We start from the raw sequence: 18,715 nt of genomic DNA, 5'->3' as shown, positions 1-18,715 counted from the left end.
CCTGCACGTGCATCAGCACGTGCAGGCACCTCGTATCACTACGCTGCGGAAGACAGCAGTATTGCCAATGGTGACTGGAGATTTCACGAGTACGTGAGTCAAGCCTGAGACAGGGCGGCATCAAGTTCACATCCGGCCGCGCTCTCGCGTGGCACTACCCTTAAGGAGGTGCAACGTGACCGCACTCAGTCGTTTGGCATTCATAGGCAATTCGCTGCCCCGTCGCTGCGGCATCGCCACTTTCACAACCGATCTGCACCACGCCGTCGCCGACGCGCGCAGGGAGATCGAAGTCGCTATCGTCGCGATGACCGACCACGGTCAGGTCTACGACTACCCTCCCGTCGTGCAACTGCAGATCAATGATCAGAATCCGGCGGAATACGAGAACGCCGCGGACTTCCTGAACGCAGGTCAGTTCGACGCCGTCTGCTTGCAGCACGAGTTCGGCATCTTCGGCGGCGAAGCAGGCAGTCACCTGCTGGCACTGCTCTCGCGATTGACCATGCCGATCGTCACGACGCTGCACACCGTTCTCGCCGAACCGAAACCAGCCCAGCGGGCCGTCATGAAACGGCTCGTCGAAGTCTCAGCGAAAATCGTTGTCATGGCAGAGAAGGCGCGGGAATTGCTGCGCGACGTCTACAGCGTACCCGCAGAAAGAATCGAAGTCGTTCCGCACGGAATCCCCGACTCCGCATTCCTCGAACCCGATGAGGCCAAGGCACGACTGGGCTTCGGCGGAAAATCCGTCATCCTCACGTTTGGACTGCTGTCTCCCAACAAGGGCATCGAAGTCATGATCGACGCCATGCCGTCGATCCTGCAGAGTCGGCCCGATGCGGTGTACGTCGTGCTCGGCGCGACCCATCCCAACCTGGTGCGCTGCGAAGGCGAGGCCTACCGCGAGCGCCTGATGGCCCGCGTGCACGCCCTGGGGCTCGACGATCAGGTGGTTTTCCTCGATCGATTCGTCGACCAACGCACGCTGCTCGATTTCATCTCGATGTGCGATGTCTACGTCACACCCTACCTCAACGAGGCACAGATGACGTCGGGCACGCTGGCGTACAGTTTCGGACTGGGAAAAGCCGTCGTTTCCACGCCCTACTGGCATGCGCGCGAACTACTCGCCGATGGACGCGGTGTACTGGTGCCCTTCGGTGATGCGACAGCCATCGGCGCCGAGATTGCACACCTGCTCACAGACAGCGCCCGACGAGACGCCATGCGCCGGGATGCCTATTCGAACAGCCGCTCGATGACCTGGGAGCGAACCGCCGAACGGTATCTGAGCATTTTCGAGAAAGTACGACGTACGCAGCGACTCAAGATGATCGCCTCGCAGGGCGATGACTCAGCGCCAACGGAGAGCCCGCCGCTTCCGCAGATGCAACTGGGCCATTTCCTTTCCATGTGCGACGACACCGGCCTGTTCCAGCACGCGATCCACTCGGTTCCCGATCGCTCGCACGGCTATTGCGTCGATGACAACGCCCGCGCACTGCTGGTGGCTTGCGCCCTCAGCAATTGCGGCGACCATCGCATGCCAGAAATATTGACGACACGCGTCGCGGCGTTCGTACAGCACGCGTGGAACCCCGACACCCGGCGGTTTCGCAACTTCATGAGCTTCGAGCGTCGCTGGCTCGAAGACAGCGGCTCGGAGGACAGCAACGGCCGGACGCTCTGGGCCCTTGGCGTGTGTTCGCGCAACGATACGAGCGCGAGACGACGCCGATGGGCAACCGCGCTGTTCGCCGAAGCGTCGTCCATTGCGGAAGACTTTCGCTCGCCGCGCGCGTGGGCCTTCACGCTGCTTGGACTTGATGCTTACTGCATTGCCGCTCCAAAGGACTCGCGCGCCGCGTCGCTGCGCCGGCTCCTGGCGGACAGACTGATGTCCAGCCTCGCTTCGGCAGAGACGAAGGAGTGGGTCTGGTTCGAGGATGGCCTTGCTTACGACAATGCGCGCCTGCCACAGGCTCTGATCGCGACCGGCCTTTCGGCCAGCGTCCCGGCGTACGTAGCAGCCGGGTTGCGATCATTGCGCTGGCTGATGGCATTGCAACGCACCGCCGCCGGGCACTTCCGCCCCGTAGGTTCGGATAGCTTCGGCGATAAACGCCGCCTGCCACGGTCGTTCGATCAGCAACCGCTCGAAGCAGCGGCCGCAATTTCTGCCTGTCTCGCTGCCTGGCGCGCCGACGGCGACTCGAGATGGAAATCCGATGCGCAGCGTGCCTTCGCGTGGTTTCTCGGCGGCAACGATCTGGCGGCGCCACTGGCCGATCTGGAAACCGGCGGCTGTCGCGATGGATTGCATCCCGACCGCGTCAATGAAAACCAGGGCGCTGAGTCCACCGTCTCTTACCTGCTCGGCCTCGCAGAAATCCGCGATCTTGCGCACCTCGGCGGCAATCGCACGAAACCGACCCAGGTACGGATACTGCGCGTCTGAATACTTTGCAAAATCCGCCCGGTCGGATCGAGGGTGTCTTGTCACAAACTACGTTTCTCAACCGCCAGGCGCTCTCGCTGCGCCCCAATCCAGCTCGCGTCGTCGTGCGCCCGTTCAGGCCCGCGATCGAACCGCGCGATCTCAACGCGACGGACAAGAACCGCGCGAACAATATCGTCGATCGTGTCCTGGCGCTCGATGCCGCTACGGCTGAACTGCTGCTGGCAGATGTCCTGCAGAACTTCCAGGGTCGTCATCGCAAGCTGATCGAGACGTGCGAAGCGCGGGCGGACGAAATGGAAGACGCGTTCGCCTCACATGCGAATTTCACCAGGGCGCAACGCCGGTTGGTCGGCGCCTACTTCCTGCATGAGTATTCGTTCGAGGCGGCGGCGTTGTTCAATCCGAGCATTGTCGATCACCCGGATCAATCCGGCGTGCCACGGAACTCGAAGCGTTTCATCATGAGCGTGCGCGCTGTCGGCGAAGGACACATCTCTTCACTGACGTTCCGGACCGGAATCATCTGCGCCGAGGGGCTCGTGACTCTCGACCCGACCGCACCGCTGGCCTCCATCCCCAAGGTGGAGAACCGCATATCCGGCCCGCACGGCGATGAGGTGGAACTGCTCTTCGGACCGGACGAGGATCTCAGTGAACGCGTGATTTTTCCTGTCACGCTGTCCCAGTCGAATGGCATTGAAGATGCGCGCTTCGTTAAATTCGACGCAGGCGATCACACGCGCTACTACGCGACCTACACCGCCTACAGCGGCCGCGAGATCAGATCCGAGCTGATCGAGACCACAGACTTCCTTTCGTTCCGCATGTCACCGCTGCAGGGCACCGCGGCACAGAACAAAGGCATGGGCCTGTTCCCGCGCAAGATCGGCGGCAAGTTCGCCATGATCGCGCGGCAGGACAACGAGAATCTCTATCTGATCTATTCGGACGATCTGCACATCTGGAACGGCGGTGTCGCGATCCTCAAGCCGCAGTTCCCGTGGGAGTTCGTGCAGATCGGCAATTGCGGCGCACCCATCGAGCTCGACGAAGGCTGGTTGCTGCTGACCCACGGCGTCGGCCCCGTGCGCAAGTATTCGATCGGCGCAGTGCTGCTCGACAAGACCGACCCGTCGAAGGTCATCGCACGCTCGCGCGAACCCCTGATCCGCCCCGAGCCCGCCGAACGCGAAGGCTACGTCCCCAATGTCGTCTACACCTGCGGTGCAATGCGTCACAACGAGCAGATCATCCTGCCGTATGCGGTCTCGGATACGTTCTGCAGCTTTGCGAACGTCAGGATCGATACGCTATTGCGAGGACTGCGAGGATAGAGAGCCGGCGGAACGCCCGGAGAGATGACTCGCGCGTTCCATGCGCGCCCCTTCGGGGCCGCCTGAGCATCGCTCCTGAAATGCGACACTCAGGCGTTAAAATCGCGGTCGCGATTTGTCGAACTCCCGACTTCTGGTTCGTAGCTACAAGGTCGGTGCATTCGATCTGCGCCATCTGGGACGTTGAGGACGATCGCGTCGCCCCGCGACAAGCAAAAGAAGCGACGCACCGATGACTATCGCCGTCCTCCTCTACGTCGACCGATCACATGAATATTTTTCTGGAGGCGACATAGAGGCGACACGCATCCTTTTCGCCTTGTAAGTTCTTTTTTCCATGACGTGTCTGAAGACGATCGCTCCAGTCCATCAATGGATCGCTGTGCACTCCGGTGTTTCGGAATACCTGGTGTCGCGGTCATGATCCAAGAATCGCGTCCACTCCTGTGGAGCGATCATTGATGATCAACCCCGGAGTTCTCCGTGAGGTGAATGTCGAGCCCGTGTGGTCCGGCACTCAATTCCGGCTTCAGCTCCATCGACGGGATCTGGTAGTCGCCGCCGTTCTGCATGCGGTATGGAATGGGCTTCGTCGTCCACAACGTGTCCAGTCGTGCGCCGAACTCTGCCTGCGACTGCCGATAGCGACCCTCGTCGAGCTTGCCCGTACGATAGATCACGAACGGCCGCAGCACGTCGAAGCCGGCGTAATAGAGCATGCCGTGGTTGATCGGAAATAACAGATCCTCCATTCGTCCGTTGATGCCCCGCTCCGAATAGTGTGACGCCCAGCCTCCGGTCGTCACGATCAACATGGCGCGCTTGCCCTTGAACATGCCTTCGCCGTAACGATCGCCCCACCTGCGATCCGAGTGCTCGCCGACGCCGTACGCGAGCCCGCAGGCGTACACGCGATCGATCCAGCCCTTGAGAATCGCCGGCATGGAGAACCACCAGAGCGGAAACTGCAGCAGGAGCGCGTCCGCCCACAGCAGCTTGCGCTGTTCCGTGGCGATATCGGCGGATTGCGCATCAGCTTCATAAGCGCGCTTGGACGCGGCTTCGACTTTCAGAATCTGGCCAGGCTCATGATTCAGGAAGTCGGCGCCATCGACGGCCGCCCTCCAGTTCATCGCATATAGATCCGATACGGTCACCTCGTGGCCGGCGCGCCGTAGCCGCTCGACGGCGAACTCACGCAGTGCGCCGTTCAACGAACGAGGTTCCGGATGGGCACAGACGATCAATACTCTCATGGTGAGATGCGCTCGAAGAATCGATGCGCGCACTATGAGGTTCGCCCCGCTATAGTAGAAATGAATAATCTGGATACTCCATATAGCGATGGACAATCTCAGCCAGATCGACCTGAATCTGCTCGTCACGCTGGAAACGCTGCTGACGGAGCGCAGCGTCACCCGCGCCGCCCAGCGGCTGCACCTGAGCCAACCATCGGTCAGCGTCCAGCTGCGTAAACTGCGGGAAATCTTTTCCGATCCCCTTTTGCTTTCATCTCAGGGGCGTGGCGGCATGCTGCCGACGACGCGTGCCCAGGCGCTGCTCCCGGCGGTGCGCTCGGCTCTGGATGAAATCCGTCGCGTCGTCGCACCGAGCGCGCCGTTCGATCCGCAAACCTCGCAGGTCACCTGGCAGATCGCAGCCGCGGATTACGCCGAGTACGCGATCGTGCTACCACTGTTGACGACGCTACGGCGCATGGCGCCTGGAATGCGCGTCTCGCTCCGACACGCTGGTCATGCGCAGATATACCGGCAGCTGGAAAGCGGCGCGATCGATCTTGCCCTGCTCGCAATGGACACGGCGCCCGACCACCTGCATCGCCGGGTGCTCTACAAAGAAGACTACGTGCTGATCGCTCGCAAGAAACATCCGGCGCTCAAGCGCAAGCTGACGCTCGATACGTTCACGAAGCTCGAATACATCGTCGTGTCACCGGAGGGCGGCGGCTTCAAGGGCGTAACCGATACGATGCTGGAAAGCCGCGGGCGCAAACGGGAAGTGATGCTTTCCACACAGCATTTTCTGCTCGTTCCCGAGGTCGTGGGGCAGACCGACCTGGTTGCGGTGGCTCCGTCGCGTTTGGTCAACAACCGCGCTGATCGGCTGCAGATCCTCGCCCCACCCTTGCGCATTCCGTCTTATGAAATGGGCATGATCTGGCACGATCGCTCGCATACGGATCCAGCGCATGCGTGGCTGCGTGAGCAGATCGAGCTTGTCTCGCAAGCGTCGCCGCAATGAGAGGCGCTAACCACGTCCCCGCGCCAAGCGTGAAGGCGTCCGGCCGGAAGTAACGCCGTCCAAGTCTCTCGCGACACGAGTCGATAGGCCGGCCCATTCACGCAATGGAGATAGCGGCGCCGTTACGTATCGACGCAATCTACATGGCAGGTTTGAAGATACCGGCCGCCACATGAACGTTGTGAAGCAACACCATGGTACTGACTATTTTTTCTCGATCTCGAGCAGCTCCACTTCAAAAATCAACACAGCGTTCGGCCCCACATGTGGCGGTGATCCTTCGTCTCCATAAGCCAGGTCAGCAGGGACATACAACTCCCACTTGGAGCCTTCCGTCATCAACTGGAGTGCTTCGGCCCAACCTTCGATAAGCATTTTTGGATTGGTGCTGTAAGGTTCACTACGTGAGTAAGTGCTATCGAATTCGGAGCCATCGATAAGTCTTCCCCGGTAGTGCACCTTCACGTCATCTTCCAAGGTCGGTTTACGCCCGCCGCTGCCCCTGGTGATTACCTTGTACTGCAAGCCGCTCCTGGTGACCACCACACCTTCCTTCCTGGCATTTTCCCTTAGAAAGACCTCACCTTCTTTTGTGTTCTTTTCCGCTGCCACCACCCGTTCTGTCTCTTTCTTCTTTAAATGAACCTCTCGGTAGACCTCCATCGTCGCGGCCACTTCTCCAGCAGACATTTTCTTCTCGCCGCCATCGAACACGGCCTGCATCGCCGCCGCCATAAGAGCGACATTCAACTCGATGCCCTCTGCCCTGAACTTCTCCGCCAGCTCGGCACCATAGGCATAACTGAAGCGGTCTTCCAGAGTCCTGAAATCCTGTTGCCTTTCCTCAGCGACTGCTTCCATTTCTGCTACATCTTTGGCTTGAGGCTGTCGACTACAGCCGCCCATGCACGCCGCAGTCAGCCCCAATACGGCGACAACACTCATGTTTCTTTTCATGTGGTGGTTTGCCGGCGGGAAAACCTTGCTTACTTTTCAACGCACAGAAAACCCCAACCGCGAACGGCTGGGGTCTTCATGAAGCACCAGGCGATCAGCGACTACCGCAGCAGCCGGTCAATCTGGGTGCGCATTGCGGCACCAACCTGGCCACCGGTACCAGACACTGGTGCGAAGTGAGTGCCAGAAGTCGTCACCTGCCTGTAAATGGTTGAGTTGGTTCTGCAGTTCAGCGCGTTGTAGGGAAGCGCTGGGGCCAACACGTCGCCAGTACTGAAGATGCAGGTAACGTCAACATTGGAAGCGACAGGACGCTGAATCCTGGTCGTGTAAACAGTGTCAGGCTGAACCGCAATGACACATGACACTGCCGAGCCAATCGCATTTGCAGCGTTAAAGGAACCGCCGCCGCCTTGTGAGTGACCGGACGTACAGATTTTCAGATTTGAATTAAGGATGTTGCCGTAACGGCTCCTCGCCTGACTCACAGCGTCCCGTACGTCTGTACCGCTTCCAGAACTGGAGGTGGTCGCAGCGGCCACCAGAACGCAACGTTGAGCTGCGGCAGTCAACAAACCTTGGTAGGTGGTTGAACCCCCGCCCGTCCCGTTACCCCACCCCAGGAGGTTGTATCTACCGTCACTACCGCTTGGCACATAAAAAACAGCACCGCTTCCGCTTTGCCGGGAAACGCTGCAAGTCTGGGCAAATGCGCCTGCAGACATCAGACAGCCGAGCAGGAGTGAGCTAGCAATAAGTACTTTAATGTTCACAACTAATCCCCCAACGGTTCTAACTTGGATTGTCAGCATGTAGGACTGCTTTAGTTGGCTTGAGCGAATGTGGAACCTCCTTGTGTCGAACTCATCACCTTGATGATCTGGTCACGCAACATGCGGATCGCGCAGATCTACTTCGGATCTCGCGCCTGCCAATCAGAACTGGTAACCCGAGCGCGCGCTCGTTCTTCGGGGTTGAAATACTGGTCGAGCAACTGCTCGATCTGGCGGTCACGTTCGACCGCATCCAGACCTGCCTGCATCACGTATTGGCGCGCCTGCCAGAATCCGTTGAAGCGGCTTTGCCATTTCGCTTCTTCACGGTCGTCCGCGGCCAACTCGCGCGCACCTTCCGCGCCCAGAATTGCGTTGCGCGCGGAGTAAATCTCGGTGCTTGAGGCACCCTGCGCACGCAGGCGTTGCACTTTTTCTGCGGCAGCCTCTTCAGGCTCCAGCAGCCCCTGGGCCAGCAGGCGATCGTTCAACTTCTCTTGTAAGGCGCTTTGCTGAGCCTGTTTCTCTTCATCCGTTAAATTGGCGTTCGTCTGAATCGCGATGGAGGCAAACATGTGGCGCCCGTTCGCATCTTCGACCGCGAACAATTGGTCGGAGATTTCCGAGCCGAGGTAATTGCGTCGCAGCTCCACCAATTTTTCGTAGTGGTCGGCGGGTAGCTGGTTTACCGGTTGCTCGTTGAACTCCATCTCTGCCAGGCGAAATCGGTAATAGTCTTCAAGGATTCGAGCAGCTTCGTCTCCCGCCGGGCCAGGCAAGCCAGTGCGAATCAACTTCTGTAGCTCTGACATGGCCGCTGGACTGAGATTGGGCCCCAAGGCGGCGAATCCCTCCTCCAGTGCTTCCTTCAGCGTTTGATCCGGCACCACGCGGCCGTTTTCATCGAGCTTGATGCTCTGAAGAATTCCGTAGATTCCCACTGCGTTGGAAGGCACCACACCGGCTGGACGAGGCTGGTCCGCTTCCGGATTTTCACCAGCGCCAGTTGCTGGTTTGGTGCTGGTGAAGTTCTGCCACTGCCACGTGGATGCAATGGTGTTGGTGTTTGTGTCTTGAGTATCCGCACTGGCGATCGGCATCCGCGTTGCGGATTCGTCCCCGGACAACAACCAATAGGCCAGGCCACCGATCACGGCCGCCGCCGCAAGACTGGAAACCAATGCAGCTCTTGTTGGCATCGAATTAATGCGCCGTCAGATCCGCGCCAGAGTCAGTGCCTGACTCGATGAATCCCGGTGGATGGCCAGTGAATGGCGATGCAGCGAGATGACTTGAGCATGCCTGTTCATGGTTCCCCCTCATCTGCTTGCACCGTTATCCAGCGCCGGATATAGCACAACGATTGCGTAATGTGCCATTCGGGGGAATCACCGTGCCTGCATGTCACTTCAGTCTTGTGCAGTGCGACAGGCGTCGGGCAGGACCGAGGCATGAGTGCTCATTGACTGGAAGAAAAATAGCGACACGAGCTAGTTGATCGACTAGATCTTGATTGAATTTTTCTTTATTTTTCAAATAATTAATGACATTACGCTTCCGATTTCTACGCTAGATACTTCTTGATTCACCCCTGGTCCATGCGGACGCGTTGCCCGCAGTCATCGTGAGCACCGTCCGCGCTCTGACCAGACAGAGCCGCTCTGTCGCCAAGCTTTTCAGACGAAGGGAGTCAAGATTCGTGAGGCAGTGCGCACTGGATGTTCTCGAACGAGTCCTCTGCTGGCGTCTCAGTGCCGTAATGGGAGTCAGCCTCGCCCGAGATCACTCGCATGGCTTTGCTCGGTACATTCGGTGTGCAAACGAATCATCTTTCGCGCGCTTATCCGCGACAACGGCGTCGACAGCGCGCGCCTGAGCGGATCGGCGCCGGGCTGCCGCCTCCCGGCTTTCGCTTTAACGACGACCGAAGCCAATGAAGCCTCGAGAGGCCCCGCTCAATCGCCTCAGGGTTTGTCGTCAGCCGTTCAGGCCACCTGATCCGTCCATACCCGAAAACTCTGCAGGACGTTGACCCCGAATGCGGTGCTGATAGCGACATCCGCGGCATCACGTCCACGGGCGATCAGAATGCGGCCGATGCGCGGCTGATTGTTGCGAGCATCGAACGTGTACCAGGTACCGCCGAGATAGGCTTCAAACCATCCGGCGAAGTCCATTGGCGCGTAGGGCGGCGGCAGGCCTATGTCGCCGAGGTAGCCCGTGCAGTAGCGCGCCGGAATGTTCATGCAGCGGCAGAACGCAATGGCGAGATGGGCATAGTCCCGGCATACCCCGTTTCGATCGGTGTATGCCTGCAGCGCCGTCTTGGTTGCTCTGGCGTGTTCGTAACCGAACGTCAGATGGCCATGCACGAAGTCGCAGATTGCCTGCACCCGCGCCCAGCCCAGCGGTGTGCCGGTGAAAAGCTTCCAGGCGATTTCGGAGAGTTCATCGGTTTCGCAGTAACGGCTGCCGAGCAGATAGACCAGCGTTTCCTCGGGCAGGTTCTGCACGTCGTACTGCCATGCGTTCGGTGCGATGACGTCAGAGCGACCTGAGTCGTTCACGATGGCATCGGCAGTGAGCCGCAGCCGCCCTTGCGGCGCCACCAATCGCGTACACCAGTTGCCGAATCCGTCGCGATAGGACACCGCAGGAGTCGATGGGCTAGTGATCAGGTGATCCGGCCGAACCAGATCGGACGCCCGGCTGTAGTGAATGTTCAACGTCAATATCATTGGCGTTGGTTGAGGAAAGTCGTAGATCAGTTCGTAACCGGCGCGAATCTGCATTGCGGGTGCCCTCAGGCTGGAAGGAAAGGAAAGGAAGGCACGCCACGTTGCGTTGGCCAGTGTGGTCAATGCCACGCGGGTACGCGCGGCACTGAGCGAGCGATACGCGTCAGCCGCTAATGAGGTCCGACGCCTGCTTGAGCAGACTTGCCAGTCGTCCGGCCCAGGTCTTCTGACCGGCTTCGTCGGCGATCAGGTCGTTGCGAATCTCGAGACCTACATGCGGCAATCCTCGCGATTCGCCGTAGACCGGCAGACCGTAGTCAACGTCTGCGATGCCGTAGGGCTGGTTGTCGCCGACTTCCATGCGCTTGTCCTTGCGCAACAACGGCAGCAAGGCTTGCGCCAGCCGCGCATCTTTTCGATACATCAGGCCGACGCTCCAGGGGCGCGACACGTTGAGATAGGTCGGCGTGAAACTGTGCACTGCAAGCAGCAGCGTCTTTCTACCATCGCGCTTACGTTGCTCGAGAAGCGCATGCAACGCGTCATGATACGGCGTGAAGATTTCCGCGCGGCGCACCTCGATCGCAGCCGCATCGAGATGCTCATTGCCCGCAATGTCGACCCATTCGCTGCGACCAGGAATTGAATCCACAGCCGCCGGCAGCCGATTGCAGTCGATCACCAAACGCGAGTAGTTCTGCATGGTAAGTGTGGCCTCGAGCCTTTCGCTCAGCAGTTGGGCAACGCGGGCGGCACCGATGTCCCAGGCAATGTGACTGGACAGCTCTGTGTGCGACAGTCCCAGCGTACCCAGCACTTTCGGGATGCGTGGGCTCGCGTGATCGCAGGTCAGTACGAAATCGGACATCGCCGCCGGCCGCTCGATCGTCACCGGTGACGGTTCGTCGGCATCCAGCAGGTGCAGGCGTGCTTTGCGGCTGGCCGTCTCGCGGCGCGCAGTGCTCATGCTGGCACGTAACGGGCAGCGCTGCGCAGAATCACACGTCGCTGCCGCTGCACCCACCGATGAATGCGGACGTCGCGGGAGGGCACATAGGTATTAGATACAGAAGCTTGCGGCGCGTGCATGGGATAAATCGGGAGCGCGCCGATGGGTGACGCGACCCAGCATGCGCCTTGTGCGCCTGAACTGCTTACCGAAGCGCCGGATGGCCGCCGCGCGGATGCTGATCGAATCGGTTTGCTCAAGCCGCTAGCCGTTCTGCCCGAGCAGCGCGCAGCGCGTTCGCCCACCATACGAGATGGTCGTAAAGCGCTGTGCGTGAACTCACAAGGAATTCATAATCATCTAGCGATTTCCCCCGTGTCAGAACACCCAGAAACGGCTCGATGCCGATGTTGACCTCATGCTTGATAGGGGCCATCTGCAACTCGATGGCGATACCACGCAAATGCTCGATCGCCCGCGCCGCGCCGACGCCACCGTAGCCCACGAAAGCAATCGGCTTTCGATTCCACTCCAGGTAGGCGCTATCAAAGGCGTTTTTGAGGACGGCAGTAGGACCATGATTGTATTCAGCGACGGTCGCCACGAATGCATCGCACTGCCCGATGCGATGGCGCCAGGCTTCGGCTTTCGGATGCGTGTACACCCCCTGAGTGACCGAGGGGCTTTGCGGCTCTTCGAAGAACGGCAGTTCGGCTGCGCGAAGATCCAGAACCTCGAGGTCGAAGTCCTTGCGGACGTGCGCGCCTTGCAGCAACCACAACGCGGGGACGTCGGCGAAGCGATTCGGACGAGTGCTTCCGATGATGAGGCCGACTTTCAACATGATAACCCTCGCTGTATCGTTGATTTGACCAGTCACAACGAATCACAATATTGCGAAGCGAAACTATGGGCACGTGCCGAGCCGAACAATCACATATTCTTGTGATCTGATCGATCGTGAAGTTCCTGTCGTACGCCAGTTGAAGACGCCCGCTCAATCGAATGGATCAACCGGTGCAGGTGCAAAGCGTCTGCAAAGGACGGCGCGTCCGCTGTCCCTTTGTTGAGATCCGCGGCGATCGCCGCGTACTGCTGCAGAACATTCTCCGCCGGTCCCTCGAGCGACGGATGGGTACGATACGCGTCGGGTACGACCAGTTGATGAAGCGTGGCATCCGCGCCCTCACCTCCCTTCAATATCGTTTCACCCACGCCTGGATACCCAAGAGACCCAGTCGCGAGCGAGTCTCCCTGCGTCCCATTGATCTCAAGTTGGTAATTGGTTGCACGGGACAATCCGCCGCGGAAATGAGCAGACACAACCGACCCTCGCTGCAATGCCCCGGCAACAGTAATCTGATCCGGTGTCCGCATGGGAATGGTCTCTCCACTCTCGCTCACGCGAACCGTCGTCCTGCGCTGATGCAGCATTGCGACCAGATGCTTGTAGCTGCCATCAAGGACATAGCACACTGTGCTGATACACGGCGGCGCTGGCGGGGTAGGACACATGGCGATTCAGATCGCGGCCGCATTTGGCGCAAAGACATTCGCAACCGCGAGCGCCGCAAACGCTGGGTACGTCGCAAGTCTTGGAGCCGTTCCTATCGACTACAGAGCCAAGTCCGTAGACGGCTACGTCGCAGAGCACACGCTTGGCGAAGGCTTCGACATCGTTTACGACGCGGTTGGCGGACGCGTGCTCGATGCATCGTCCCAGGCCGTCAAGAGGTTCGGCCACGTCGTCAGTGCCTTGGGCTGGGGCACTCATGCCCTGGCTCCGCTATCGTTCAAGGGCGGCACTTATTCTGGTGTATTCACCTTGCTGCCGCTGCTGACCGGCGTCGGACGCGAACATCATGGGGAAATTCTCCGTGAGGCGACGCGCCTTGCCGACTCTGGTCAACTCAAGCCGAGAATCAATAGTCAGACTTACACACTCGATACTGCGAACGATGCCCACTGCGCCCTGGCAGGGAGCGCAACGACCTCGGGCAAGGTAGTGATCACCATCAACGCTCAAGAATAGATTCGATCTCCGCATCGGGTCGCCGGACGATGACTACGCTGTCGAGCCACGAGATCGACAGCCGCGATGAACCGACGATGCCCCGCATATGAGCGAGGAAGTGTCATGACGCGTATCACCACTGCATTCGGCTTTCACTCGACCGCGGCCGAAGTCATTGCGGGCGTGAACCTCAATGGCAAGCGAGCCATTGTCACTGGCGGCGCAGCAGGCATAGGACTCGAGACCGCGCGCGCTCTGGCGTCCGCCGGCGCTGCCATAACTCTTGCCGTACGTCGTCCCGCCGCGGCTCAAACGATCGCTGTCGACCTTCGTCAATCGACCGGCAATCACGCTATCGACGTCAGACCACTAGACCTCTCGGATCTTCGATCCATCAGTGCATTCGTTGCTGCATGGCAGGGCCCGCTGCACATCCTGGTCAACAACGCAGGGATCATGGCGCTGCCACAGCTGCAAAGAACGCCACAGGGGCTTGAGATGCAGTTTGGCACCAACTACTTGGGCCATTTCGCGCTTACCATCGGGCTGCACGGAGCTTTGCGCTCTGCCAATGGGGCTCGAGTCGTCTCCCTCAGCTCCAGTGGTCATCTGTTCTCTCCGGTCGTCTTCGACGACCTGAACTTCGATTTCATTCCATACACGCCCTTCGGCGCGTATGGCCAGTCGAAGAGCGCCAGCGCGCTTCTCGCGGTCGGCATTACGCAGCATTGGGCGAGCGAGGGCATTTTTTCGAATGCGCTTCATCCGGGCGCCATTGCCACGGGACTCCAGAAGCATACCGGCGGATTGAAGACGCCCGCCGAAAGGCGCAAGACGCCGGCGCAAGGCGCGTCGACGTCGGTGCTGTTGGCGGCTTCACCGCTTCTGAATCGCATCGGCGGCCGCTACTTCGAGGACTGCAACGAAGCGCAGCAAGTCACGAGGCGACCAGAGGACTTTACGGGCTCTGCAGGTTATGCCGTCGATCCAGACAATGCCGAACGCTTGTGGCAACGGTCTTTGGAGTTGATTGCAGGAGAGACGCACCTGCCACAAGGATCGGCAATAGCGCTACCAGCATCCTCGCAAGCCTAGCCCGTCCGCACTTCGACGCGCATGCGCACGCCGACGATCTGCTGCTGCCGATACCGCATCAATCCAGCTTCGACACGACCCGCGTGACGCCACCAGTTGCAAAGTTTGGGACATCGGCCACAACCTTCTTCCACTCGGGCGTAGCAGTAATCGCGGACATATCTGCCTGGCTATCAAACCATATCTCAAAGATCCGGTAGTACGGAGCCGGCGATCCGTCAGCCGCAGGTGGACATTTTGAGGTCTCTGTTCTCTTTCCACCTTTGGCTGTGACAACAAGTGGCATGTGAGTTCCAAAGTAGTACTCTTCGAAGTCCTCTGGATTTTTGGGATGCCCATAAAGAACGGTAACTTTGATTCCGCCAGCCGATTGAGCGCTCGTGTTCTCCGCGGCTGTTGCCGCGCCCACGGCCAGTGTGAGAGCCGCGATAAGTGAGGTTCTACGGTCCATGACGCACTCCGGATGTGTTGGATTGCTGGTGAATGACTATTGAGCAGCGTGAAGGAGCATTGCTTCTAGTGCGAACTAACGCTTCGTTTCACGCGCGCGTTGCTTTGAACGCGTGCAAACGCTTGTTATGTGCGCCCTTGCCAGCGTTGAGGATGACGGCTTCCATGAACTACTGCCACGACCACGATTTGGGACTGTTCGACCCGGAAGTAGATCCCGAAGGGAAAACGGGTCATCAATGCGCGACGTGTATTGCGATGAATCACCGGGTAGGTCAATGGGTTCTCAGAAACGAGTCGGAACGCAGAAAGCGCTTCATCCAAGAACTCGTGCCCGAGACCTTCGCGCTACTGCTCGTACCATGAAGCAGCTGCCGCCAGATCTCGGTCCGCCTCCTCCCTGAGCCGGACGGTGCGCTTCATAGCCTCTTTCTTATATCCGCAATCACGTCTTCAGCAGGACGACCTGCGTCTCCGTCGGATTCGTATGCGTCCAATCGACGATCCAGCTCGGCTCGCTGCTCAGGCGTAAGCGGCAACAGGCTTTGGTCTGCAGCAATGCTGTCCCACAGGTCTTCGACCAAGCGGATTCGCTCATCCAGCGGCAAGTTTCGAAGGTTGGCGTTCATGGACTGAGCATATGCCTGGAGGGGGTTTTCTCCAAGAGAGGTGGTCCCGCTTTTTATACAGCCGGCTAAGTGACGGCTCTGCTCTTGTCGGCGAAGATATCGCCGGAATTCAGGAGCATCAATGAGCAAGAGACCCAGACGCAATCATTTACCGGCGTTCAAAGCCAAAGTAGCCGTGGAAGCGATCAAGGGCCAGCAGACGGTGATCGAGATCGCCGAGCGCTTTAACGTTCACCCGACGCAGGTGACGCAATGGAAGACGCAGCTGCTCGAGCGAGCGATGGAGGCGTTCGGCGCAAGTGCGGAGAAAACTGCGCAGCCGGACATCAAGGAACTGCATGCCAAGATCGGCCAGCAGGCACTGGAGATCGATTTTTTAGCCGGCGCGCTCGGCCGCATCGGCGATCCGAGCGCAAAGCGATGATCACGCGTAGCGTACGAACTCGCAAGGGGCAGCTTAGACAGTAGTCTCGACGGCAGTGAACCCGTCTTTCAGCAAGCAAAGCACCGAGCACCGACTGCTTCCGCTGAGCATCCATCGCTCTTCATTCCGCCCCCGTTGCCTCAATGCCGGTCGAGGTAACACCAGGCAGGCCCTCTTGTGTTCCTCTGAACAAAAATCGATCAATCTGACGCGCGCCGAATTCTTCCGCTCACCCCCAAAGTGAAGACACGCCTACTCCGAGGTTACCCAGCGCGTTAAACGGGCGCAGATTTCTTCCCCATCGCTATTTGGCTCGGCCTCCCCCGTTTCTCACTCTGCGACCGCACGATGACGCCCACTTTTCCTTCCGCGTCACGCACAGTCGATTGAAGCGATGAAGGGCAACTCAACGGCGCAGCCGGCCTGGACGAACCGCTCCGAGCTGCGTGGATATGACTGCGCATAATCGCTGCGGCCCATTCGGAATCCCGCGCCTGCAACGCGCACACGATCTCAAAATGATGGGACGCGGCCCGTAGTAGCTCCGTCGGTTCGTAGGCAGGTAATGCTCTCAACACCATAGGTGCCTCCAGCAGTACGCTCAACATCGCATTAAGGCGGGGATTGCCAGAAAAGCCATGCAACAATTGATGAAAGACTGAGTTGATTTCCCAGATTCGCGCGATGAATCCGTCAGCGCGAACTTCACTTTCCATGTACTGGTCTTCAGCGAGCGTTCGAAGCTTGTCTATCCCTGCAGGCGGAATGCTCAAGGCTGCTTGAGCAGCACCGTATGGCTCCAGCAATGCGCGCAGATCGAACACATTATTCGTGTCCTCTTCGGTCCACTCAGTAACGATTGCACTGTGGTTTGCGACAACCTTGACGAACCCCTCGGCCTGAAGCCGTCGCAAAGCCTCGCGAACTGGAGTACGGCTGACCCCGGTCAAATCCGTTAGCGCCTTCTCAGTGATTCGCGAAGCGCTGGGATAGATGCCACGCACGATTCGATCGCGAACCGCGACATACACCCGTTCCGACGCACCAGCCATATACCCGCCCTCTACACAATTTGACCGCAGCCCGGTCTCGCTATCGCACACGAATCCGTGCAGTGGCTGCAGCCTCGCCTCCTGCTGAACGCCTGCCCGCCACTAGGTCCTGGTGCTGGCGACGATAAGCAAGGAATCCGGTGTCGACGTTCGCGTGCCGGGTGAAGGAACAGACACCGGCTATATCCTCCGGCGAGGAGAAATGCCTCAGGCACGGCGCCCGTCTGCCGGTCGTGACCAGCACTTGCGGACTGGCCCGATTGATATTCGATCCTAGGCGGACTTCTGCTTCTGTCTGGCGTCCGCCGTCTGCTTGCCTGCGTCTGCCGCAAGCCGCGCGTCGTCGGTCTCATCCTCGTCGCTGGCGACGGCCTGTCGGAAGCCGCGCATCGCGCCGCCCAGGTCGGAGCCGATGCTGCGCAATCGCTTGGCGCCGAACAGCACCAGCGCGATCAGCAGGATGATGATCAGTTCTCGGAAGCCGATTCCCATGACATCTCCTCGTTGCGTGGGTAGTTCATCATGCCGGTCGTAGCTTGCACCTCACGCTTGCGCAGCGAGATTCCGTGCAGACCGGCCTTGTTGCGAATGGCCGAAGGCGTGCGGCCCAGGTGCGCAGCGATCACCTCCGTCGCCGCGCCGGCCTCCGCTAGTTCCCGAAGTTTGCGCACCGCATCGGTCGACCACACATTGTCAGTCACCTTGCGCCGCATCTTCCGGCCGCTCATGAACGGCCTTCCAAGTACTCGACAATCTGCGGCAGCGACAGCACTTCGGCGTACTTCGCCTGCAGATCGAACAGATTGGCGTCGTGGACTGCCGCCGTGCGATCGCCGACGGCGTCGCGGACCACCAAGGGAATGAAGCCGTGCTGACAGGCGTCGACCGTGGTGGCGCGCACGCAGCCGCTGGTCGACACGCCCGCAATCAGCAAGGTATCGACCCGCAACGCCGTCAAGGTCGAGGCGAGCGAGGTGCCGAAGAAGGCGCTCGCGTACTGCTTCGTGATCAGCGTTTCACCCTCCGCGGGCTCCAGGCCCGGCCCGAAGGCCGCCAGATCCGGATGCCTGCCCTGCTCGAAGCAGGCCAGTGCCGGCAGCTTGCGAAAGAACACGCCGCCGTCGCGGCCACCCGGCTGATAGCCGACGTTGGTATGGATGATGGGGATGTGCGCCTTGCGTGCCGCCTGCAGCAGCTCGACGCAGGCCTGATGTGCCGACTCCACGCCTGCATATAGCGGTGAGCCCGGCGTCAGATATGCCCGCACAAAATCGATGACCAGCAATGCAGGCCGCGTACCTGGACGCAGCCTGCCGCCGAAGCCTGCGTCCGTTGTGGTGTGCTGCTCAGTCATACGCGGTCAGATGACTTTCTGCGCTTGCAACTGCGCGAAGCGTTCGGCGGTCATTCCCAGCAACTGCTTGAACACTTCGTCGTTGTGTTCGCCCAGCTGCGGGCTCGGCGAGCGGATGCCGCCCGGCGTTTCCGACAGCTTCGGCGCCACGTTCTGCATCTTCAACGTGCCAAAATCCGGATGCTCGACATCGCGGATGGCTTCGCGCGCCTGGAAATGC

Annotated in this window: 18 protein-coding genes and 2 pseudogenes; 6 read left to right on the top strand and 14 right to left on the bottom strand. The window is 59.6% G+C overall.

What is annotated here, in order from left to right; genetic code table 11:
* The first annotated feature begins 175 nt into the window (after positions 1 to 175).
* A complete protein-coding gene (locus VIZ63_RS06910) occupies positions 176 to 2,461 on the top strand; it encodes a glycosyltransferase family 4 protein (RefSeq protein WP_331608805.1) in 2,286 nt (761 codons plus the stop codon).
* 38 nt (positions 2,462 to 2,499) lie between these two features.
* Positions 2,500 to 3,798 carry a glycoside hydrolase family 130 protein gene (locus VIZ63_RS06905; protein ID WP_331608804.1) on the top strand — a complete coding sequence of 433 codons (1,299 nt, stop codon included), beginning with the start codon at positions 2,500 to 2,502 and terminating at the stop codon, positions 3,796 to 3,798.
* Positions 3,799 to 4,253: 455 nt separating this feature from the next.
* Here the strand turns inward: VIZ63_RS06905 and VIZ63_RS06900 are convergent, their stop codons facing one another.
* Positions 4,254 to 5,054 carry an NAD(P)H-dependent oxidoreductase gene (locus tag VIZ63_RS06900; RefSeq protein ID WP_331608803.1) on the bottom strand — a complete coding sequence of 267 codons (801 nt, stop codon included), beginning with the start codon at positions 5,052 to 5,054 and terminating at the stop codon, positions 4,254 to 4,256.
* A gap of 88 nt (positions 5,055 to 5,142) precedes the next feature.
* Here VIZ63_RS06900 and VIZ63_RS06895 point away from each other — a divergent pair, with 88 nt between their 5' ends.
* Positions 5,143 to 6,060, top strand: a complete 918-nt coding sequence (locus tag VIZ63_RS06895; RefSeq protein ID WP_331608802.1) for a LysR family transcriptional regulator — start codon at positions 5,143 to 5,145, stop codon at positions 6,058 to 6,060.
* 204 nt (positions 6,061 to 6,264) lie between these two features.
* Here the strand turns inward: VIZ63_RS06895 and VIZ63_RS06890 are convergent, their stop codons facing one another.
* The 6 genes from VIZ63_RS06890 to VIZ63_RS06865 all read right to left on the bottom strand — a co-directional run bounded on the left by VIZ63_RS06890 (position 6,265) and on the right by VIZ63_RS06865 (position 12,911).
* Positions 6,265 to 7,017 carry an FKBP-type peptidyl-prolyl cis-trans isomerase gene (locus VIZ63_RS06890; RefSeq protein WP_331608801.1) on the bottom strand — a complete coding sequence of 251 codons (753 nt, stop codon included), beginning with the start codon at positions 7,015 to 7,017 and terminating at the stop codon, positions 6,265 to 6,267.
* 910 nt (positions 7,018 to 7,927) lie between these two features.
* Positions 7,928 to 8,989 (bottom strand): lipase secretion chaperone, encoded by a 1,062-nt coding sequence (locus VIZ63_RS06885; RefSeq protein ID WP_331608800.1) that lies wholly within the window; start codon positions 8,987 to 8,989, stop codon positions 7,928 to 7,930.
* A 786-nt stretch (positions 8,990 to 9,775) separates the two neighbouring features.
* Positions 9,776 to 10,582: a transglutaminase family protein gene (locus VIZ63_RS06880; RefSeq protein ID WP_331608799.1), complete on the bottom strand. Its 807-nt coding sequence runs from the start codon at positions 10,580 to 10,582 to the stop codon at positions 9,776 to 9,778.
* Between the two features lie 109 nt (positions 10,583 to 10,691).
* Positions 10,692 to 11,495: an N-formylglutamate amidohydrolase gene (locus VIZ63_RS06875; protein WP_331608798.1), complete on the bottom strand. Its 804-nt coding sequence runs from the start codon at positions 11,493 to 11,495 to the stop codon at positions 10,692 to 10,694.
* 238 nt (positions 11,496 to 11,733) lie between these two features.
* The gene (locus tag VIZ63_RS06870) at positions 11,734 to 12,321 is read right to left on the bottom strand and encodes an NAD(P)H-dependent oxidoreductase (protein ID WP_331608797.1); all 588 of its coding nucleotides are present in this window, start codon (positions 12,319 to 12,321) and stop codon (positions 11,734 to 11,736) included.
* An 89-nt stretch (positions 12,322 to 12,410) separates the two neighbouring features.
* Positions 12,411 to 12,911 carry a hypothetical protein gene (locus tag VIZ63_RS06865; protein WP_414703777.1) on the bottom strand — a complete coding sequence of 167 codons (501 nt, stop codon included), beginning with the start codon at positions 12,909 to 12,911 and terminating at the stop codon, positions 12,411 to 12,413.
* Between the two features lie 43 nt (positions 12,912 to 12,954).
* Between VIZ63_RS06865 and VIZ63_RS06860 the strand changes: the two are divergent.
* A pseudogene (locus tag VIZ63_RS06860) lies at positions 12,955 to 13,509 on the top strand (zinc-binding dehydrogenase); the annotation flags it as partial.
* A gap of 105 nt (positions 13,510 to 13,614) precedes the next feature.
* Positions 13,615 to 14,586: an SDR family NAD(P)-dependent oxidoreductase gene (locus tag VIZ63_RS06855; RefSeq protein WP_349261142.1), complete on the top strand. Its 972-nt coding sequence runs from the start codon at positions 13,615 to 13,617 to the stop codon at positions 14,584 to 14,586.
* 58 nt (positions 14,587 to 14,644) lie between these two features.
* Here VIZ63_RS06855 and VIZ63_RS06850 read toward each other — a convergent pair whose 3' ends face one another.
* Together VIZ63_RS06850 and VIZ63_RS06845 are read right to left on the bottom strand one after the other, a co-directional pair.
* A complete protein-coding gene (locus VIZ63_RS06850; protein ID WP_331608793.1) occupies positions 14,645 to 15,037 on the bottom strand; it encodes an EthD family reductase in 393 nt (130 codons plus the stop codon).
* Between the two features lie 418 nt (positions 15,038 to 15,455).
* On the bottom strand, positions 15,456 to 15,665 hold the full coding sequence (locus VIZ63_RS06845; RefSeq protein WP_331608792.1) for an addiction module protein: 210 nt from the start codon (positions 15,663 to 15,665) through the stop codon (positions 15,456 to 15,458).
* Between the two features lie 121 nt (positions 15,666 to 15,786).
* On the opposite strand from VIZ63_RS06845, the pseudogene VIZ63_RS25600 reads away from it, so the two are divergent.
* Positions 15,787 to 15,949, top strand: a pseudogene (locus tag VIZ63_RS25600) (transposase); the annotation flags it as partial.
* Positions 15,950 to 16,364: 415 nt separating this feature from the next.
* Here VIZ63_RS25600 and VIZ63_RS06835 read toward each other — a convergent pair.
* The 5 genes from VIZ63_RS06835 to VIZ63_RS06815 form a co-directional block, all read right to left on the bottom strand.
* Positions 16,365 to 17,141: a GntR family transcriptional regulator gene (locus VIZ63_RS06835; protein ID WP_331608791.1), complete on the bottom strand. Its 777-nt coding sequence runs from the start codon at positions 17,139 to 17,141 to the stop codon at positions 16,365 to 16,367.
* A 273-nt stretch (positions 17,142 to 17,414) separates the two neighbouring features.
* Positions 17,415 to 17,633: a twin-arginine translocase TatA/TatE family subunit gene (gene tatA, locus VIZ63_RS06830; protein ID WP_331608790.1), complete on the bottom strand. Its 219-nt coding sequence runs from the start codon at positions 17,631 to 17,633 to the stop codon at positions 17,415 to 17,417.
* On the bottom strand, positions 17,609 to 17,869 hold the full coding sequence (locus VIZ63_RS06825; protein ID WP_331608789.1) for a hypothetical protein: 261 nt from the start codon (positions 17,867 to 17,869) through the stop codon (positions 17,609 to 17,611). The genes tatA and VIZ63_RS06825 overlap by 25 nt, the downstream gene beginning before the upstream one ends.
* Entirely contained in the window at positions 17,866 to 18,495 is a 630-nt protein-coding gene (locus tag VIZ63_RS06820; RefSeq protein ID WP_331608788.1) for an isochorismatase family protein, read from the bottom strand. Before VIZ63_RS06820 ends, VIZ63_RS06825 begins: the two co-directional genes overlap by 4 nt.
* Before the next feature lie 6 nt (positions 18,496 to 18,501).
* A partial coding sequence (locus VIZ63_RS06815; protein ID WP_331608787.1) for a CoA transferase occupies positions 18,502 to 18,715 on the bottom strand: 214 nt, incomplete at its 5' end.

It is taken from the genome of Povalibacter sp. (assembly GCF_036520495.1).
GTDB lineage: Bacteria > Pseudomonadota > Gammaproteobacteria > Steroidobacterales > Steroidobacteraceae > Steroidobacter.
This window is presented reverse-complemented; position numbering and strand designations above follow the sequence as displayed.

Bases quoted from the DNA above. Each gene is read 5' to 3' on its own strand.
- VIZ63_RS06835 (WP_331608791.1), bottom strand. From the start codon at position 17,141: ATGGCTGGTGCGTCGGAACGGGTGTATGTCGCGGTTCGCGATCGAATC.
- VIZ63_RS06890 (WP_331608801.1), bottom strand. From the start codon at position 7,017: ATGAAAAGAAACATGAGTGTTGTCGCCGTATTGGGGCTGACTGCGGCG.
- VIZ63_RS06855 (WP_349261142.1), top strand. From the start codon at position 13,615: ATGACGCGTATCACCACTGCATTCGGCTTTCACTCGACCGCGGCCGAA.
- VIZ63_RS06895 (WP_331608802.1), top strand. From the start codon at position 5,143: ATGGACAATCTCAGCCAGATCGACCTGAATCTGCTCGTCACGCTGGAA.
- VIZ63_RS06880 (WP_331608799.1), bottom strand. From the start codon at position 10,582: ATGCAGATTCGCGCCGGTTACGAACTGATCTACGACTTTCCTCAACCA.
- VIZ63_RS06845 (WP_331608792.1), bottom strand. From the start codon at position 15,665: ATGAACGCCAACCTTCGAAACTTGCCGCTGGATGAGCGAATCCGCTTG.
- VIZ63_RS06875 (WP_331608798.1), bottom strand. From the start codon at position 11,495: ATGAGCACTGCGCGCCGCGAGACGGCCAGCCGCAAAGCACGCCTGCAC.
- VIZ63_RS06885 (WP_331608800.1), bottom strand. From the start codon at position 8,989: ATGCCAACAAGAGCTGCATTGGTTTCCAGTCTTGCGGCGGCGGCCGTG.
- VIZ63_RS06850 (WP_331608793.1), bottom strand. From the start codon at position 15,037: ATGGACCGTAGAACCTCACTTATCGCGGCTCTCACACTGGCCGTGGGC.
- VIZ63_RS06865 (WP_414703777.1), bottom strand. From the start codon at position 12,911: ATGCTGCATCAGCGCAGGACGACGGTTCGCGTGAGCGAGAGTGGAGAG.
- tatA (WP_331608790.1), bottom strand. From the start codon at position 17,633: ATGGGAATCGGCTTCCGAGAACTGATCATCATCCTGCTGATCGCGCTG.
- VIZ63_RS06870 (WP_331608797.1), bottom strand. From the start codon at position 12,321: ATGTTGAAAGTCGGCCTCATCATCGGAAGCACTCGTCCGAATCGCTTC.
- VIZ63_RS06900 (WP_331608803.1), bottom strand. From the start codon at position 5,054: ATGAGAGTATTGATCGTCTGTGCCCATCCGGAACCTCGTTCGTTGAAC.
- VIZ63_RS06820 (WP_331608788.1), bottom strand. From the start codon at position 18,495: ATGACTGAGCAGCACACCACAACGGACGCAGGCTTCGGCGGCAGGCTG.
- VIZ63_RS06825 (WP_331608789.1), bottom strand. From the start codon at position 17,869: ATGAGCGGCCGGAAGATGCGGCGCAAGGTGACTGACAATGTGTGGTCG.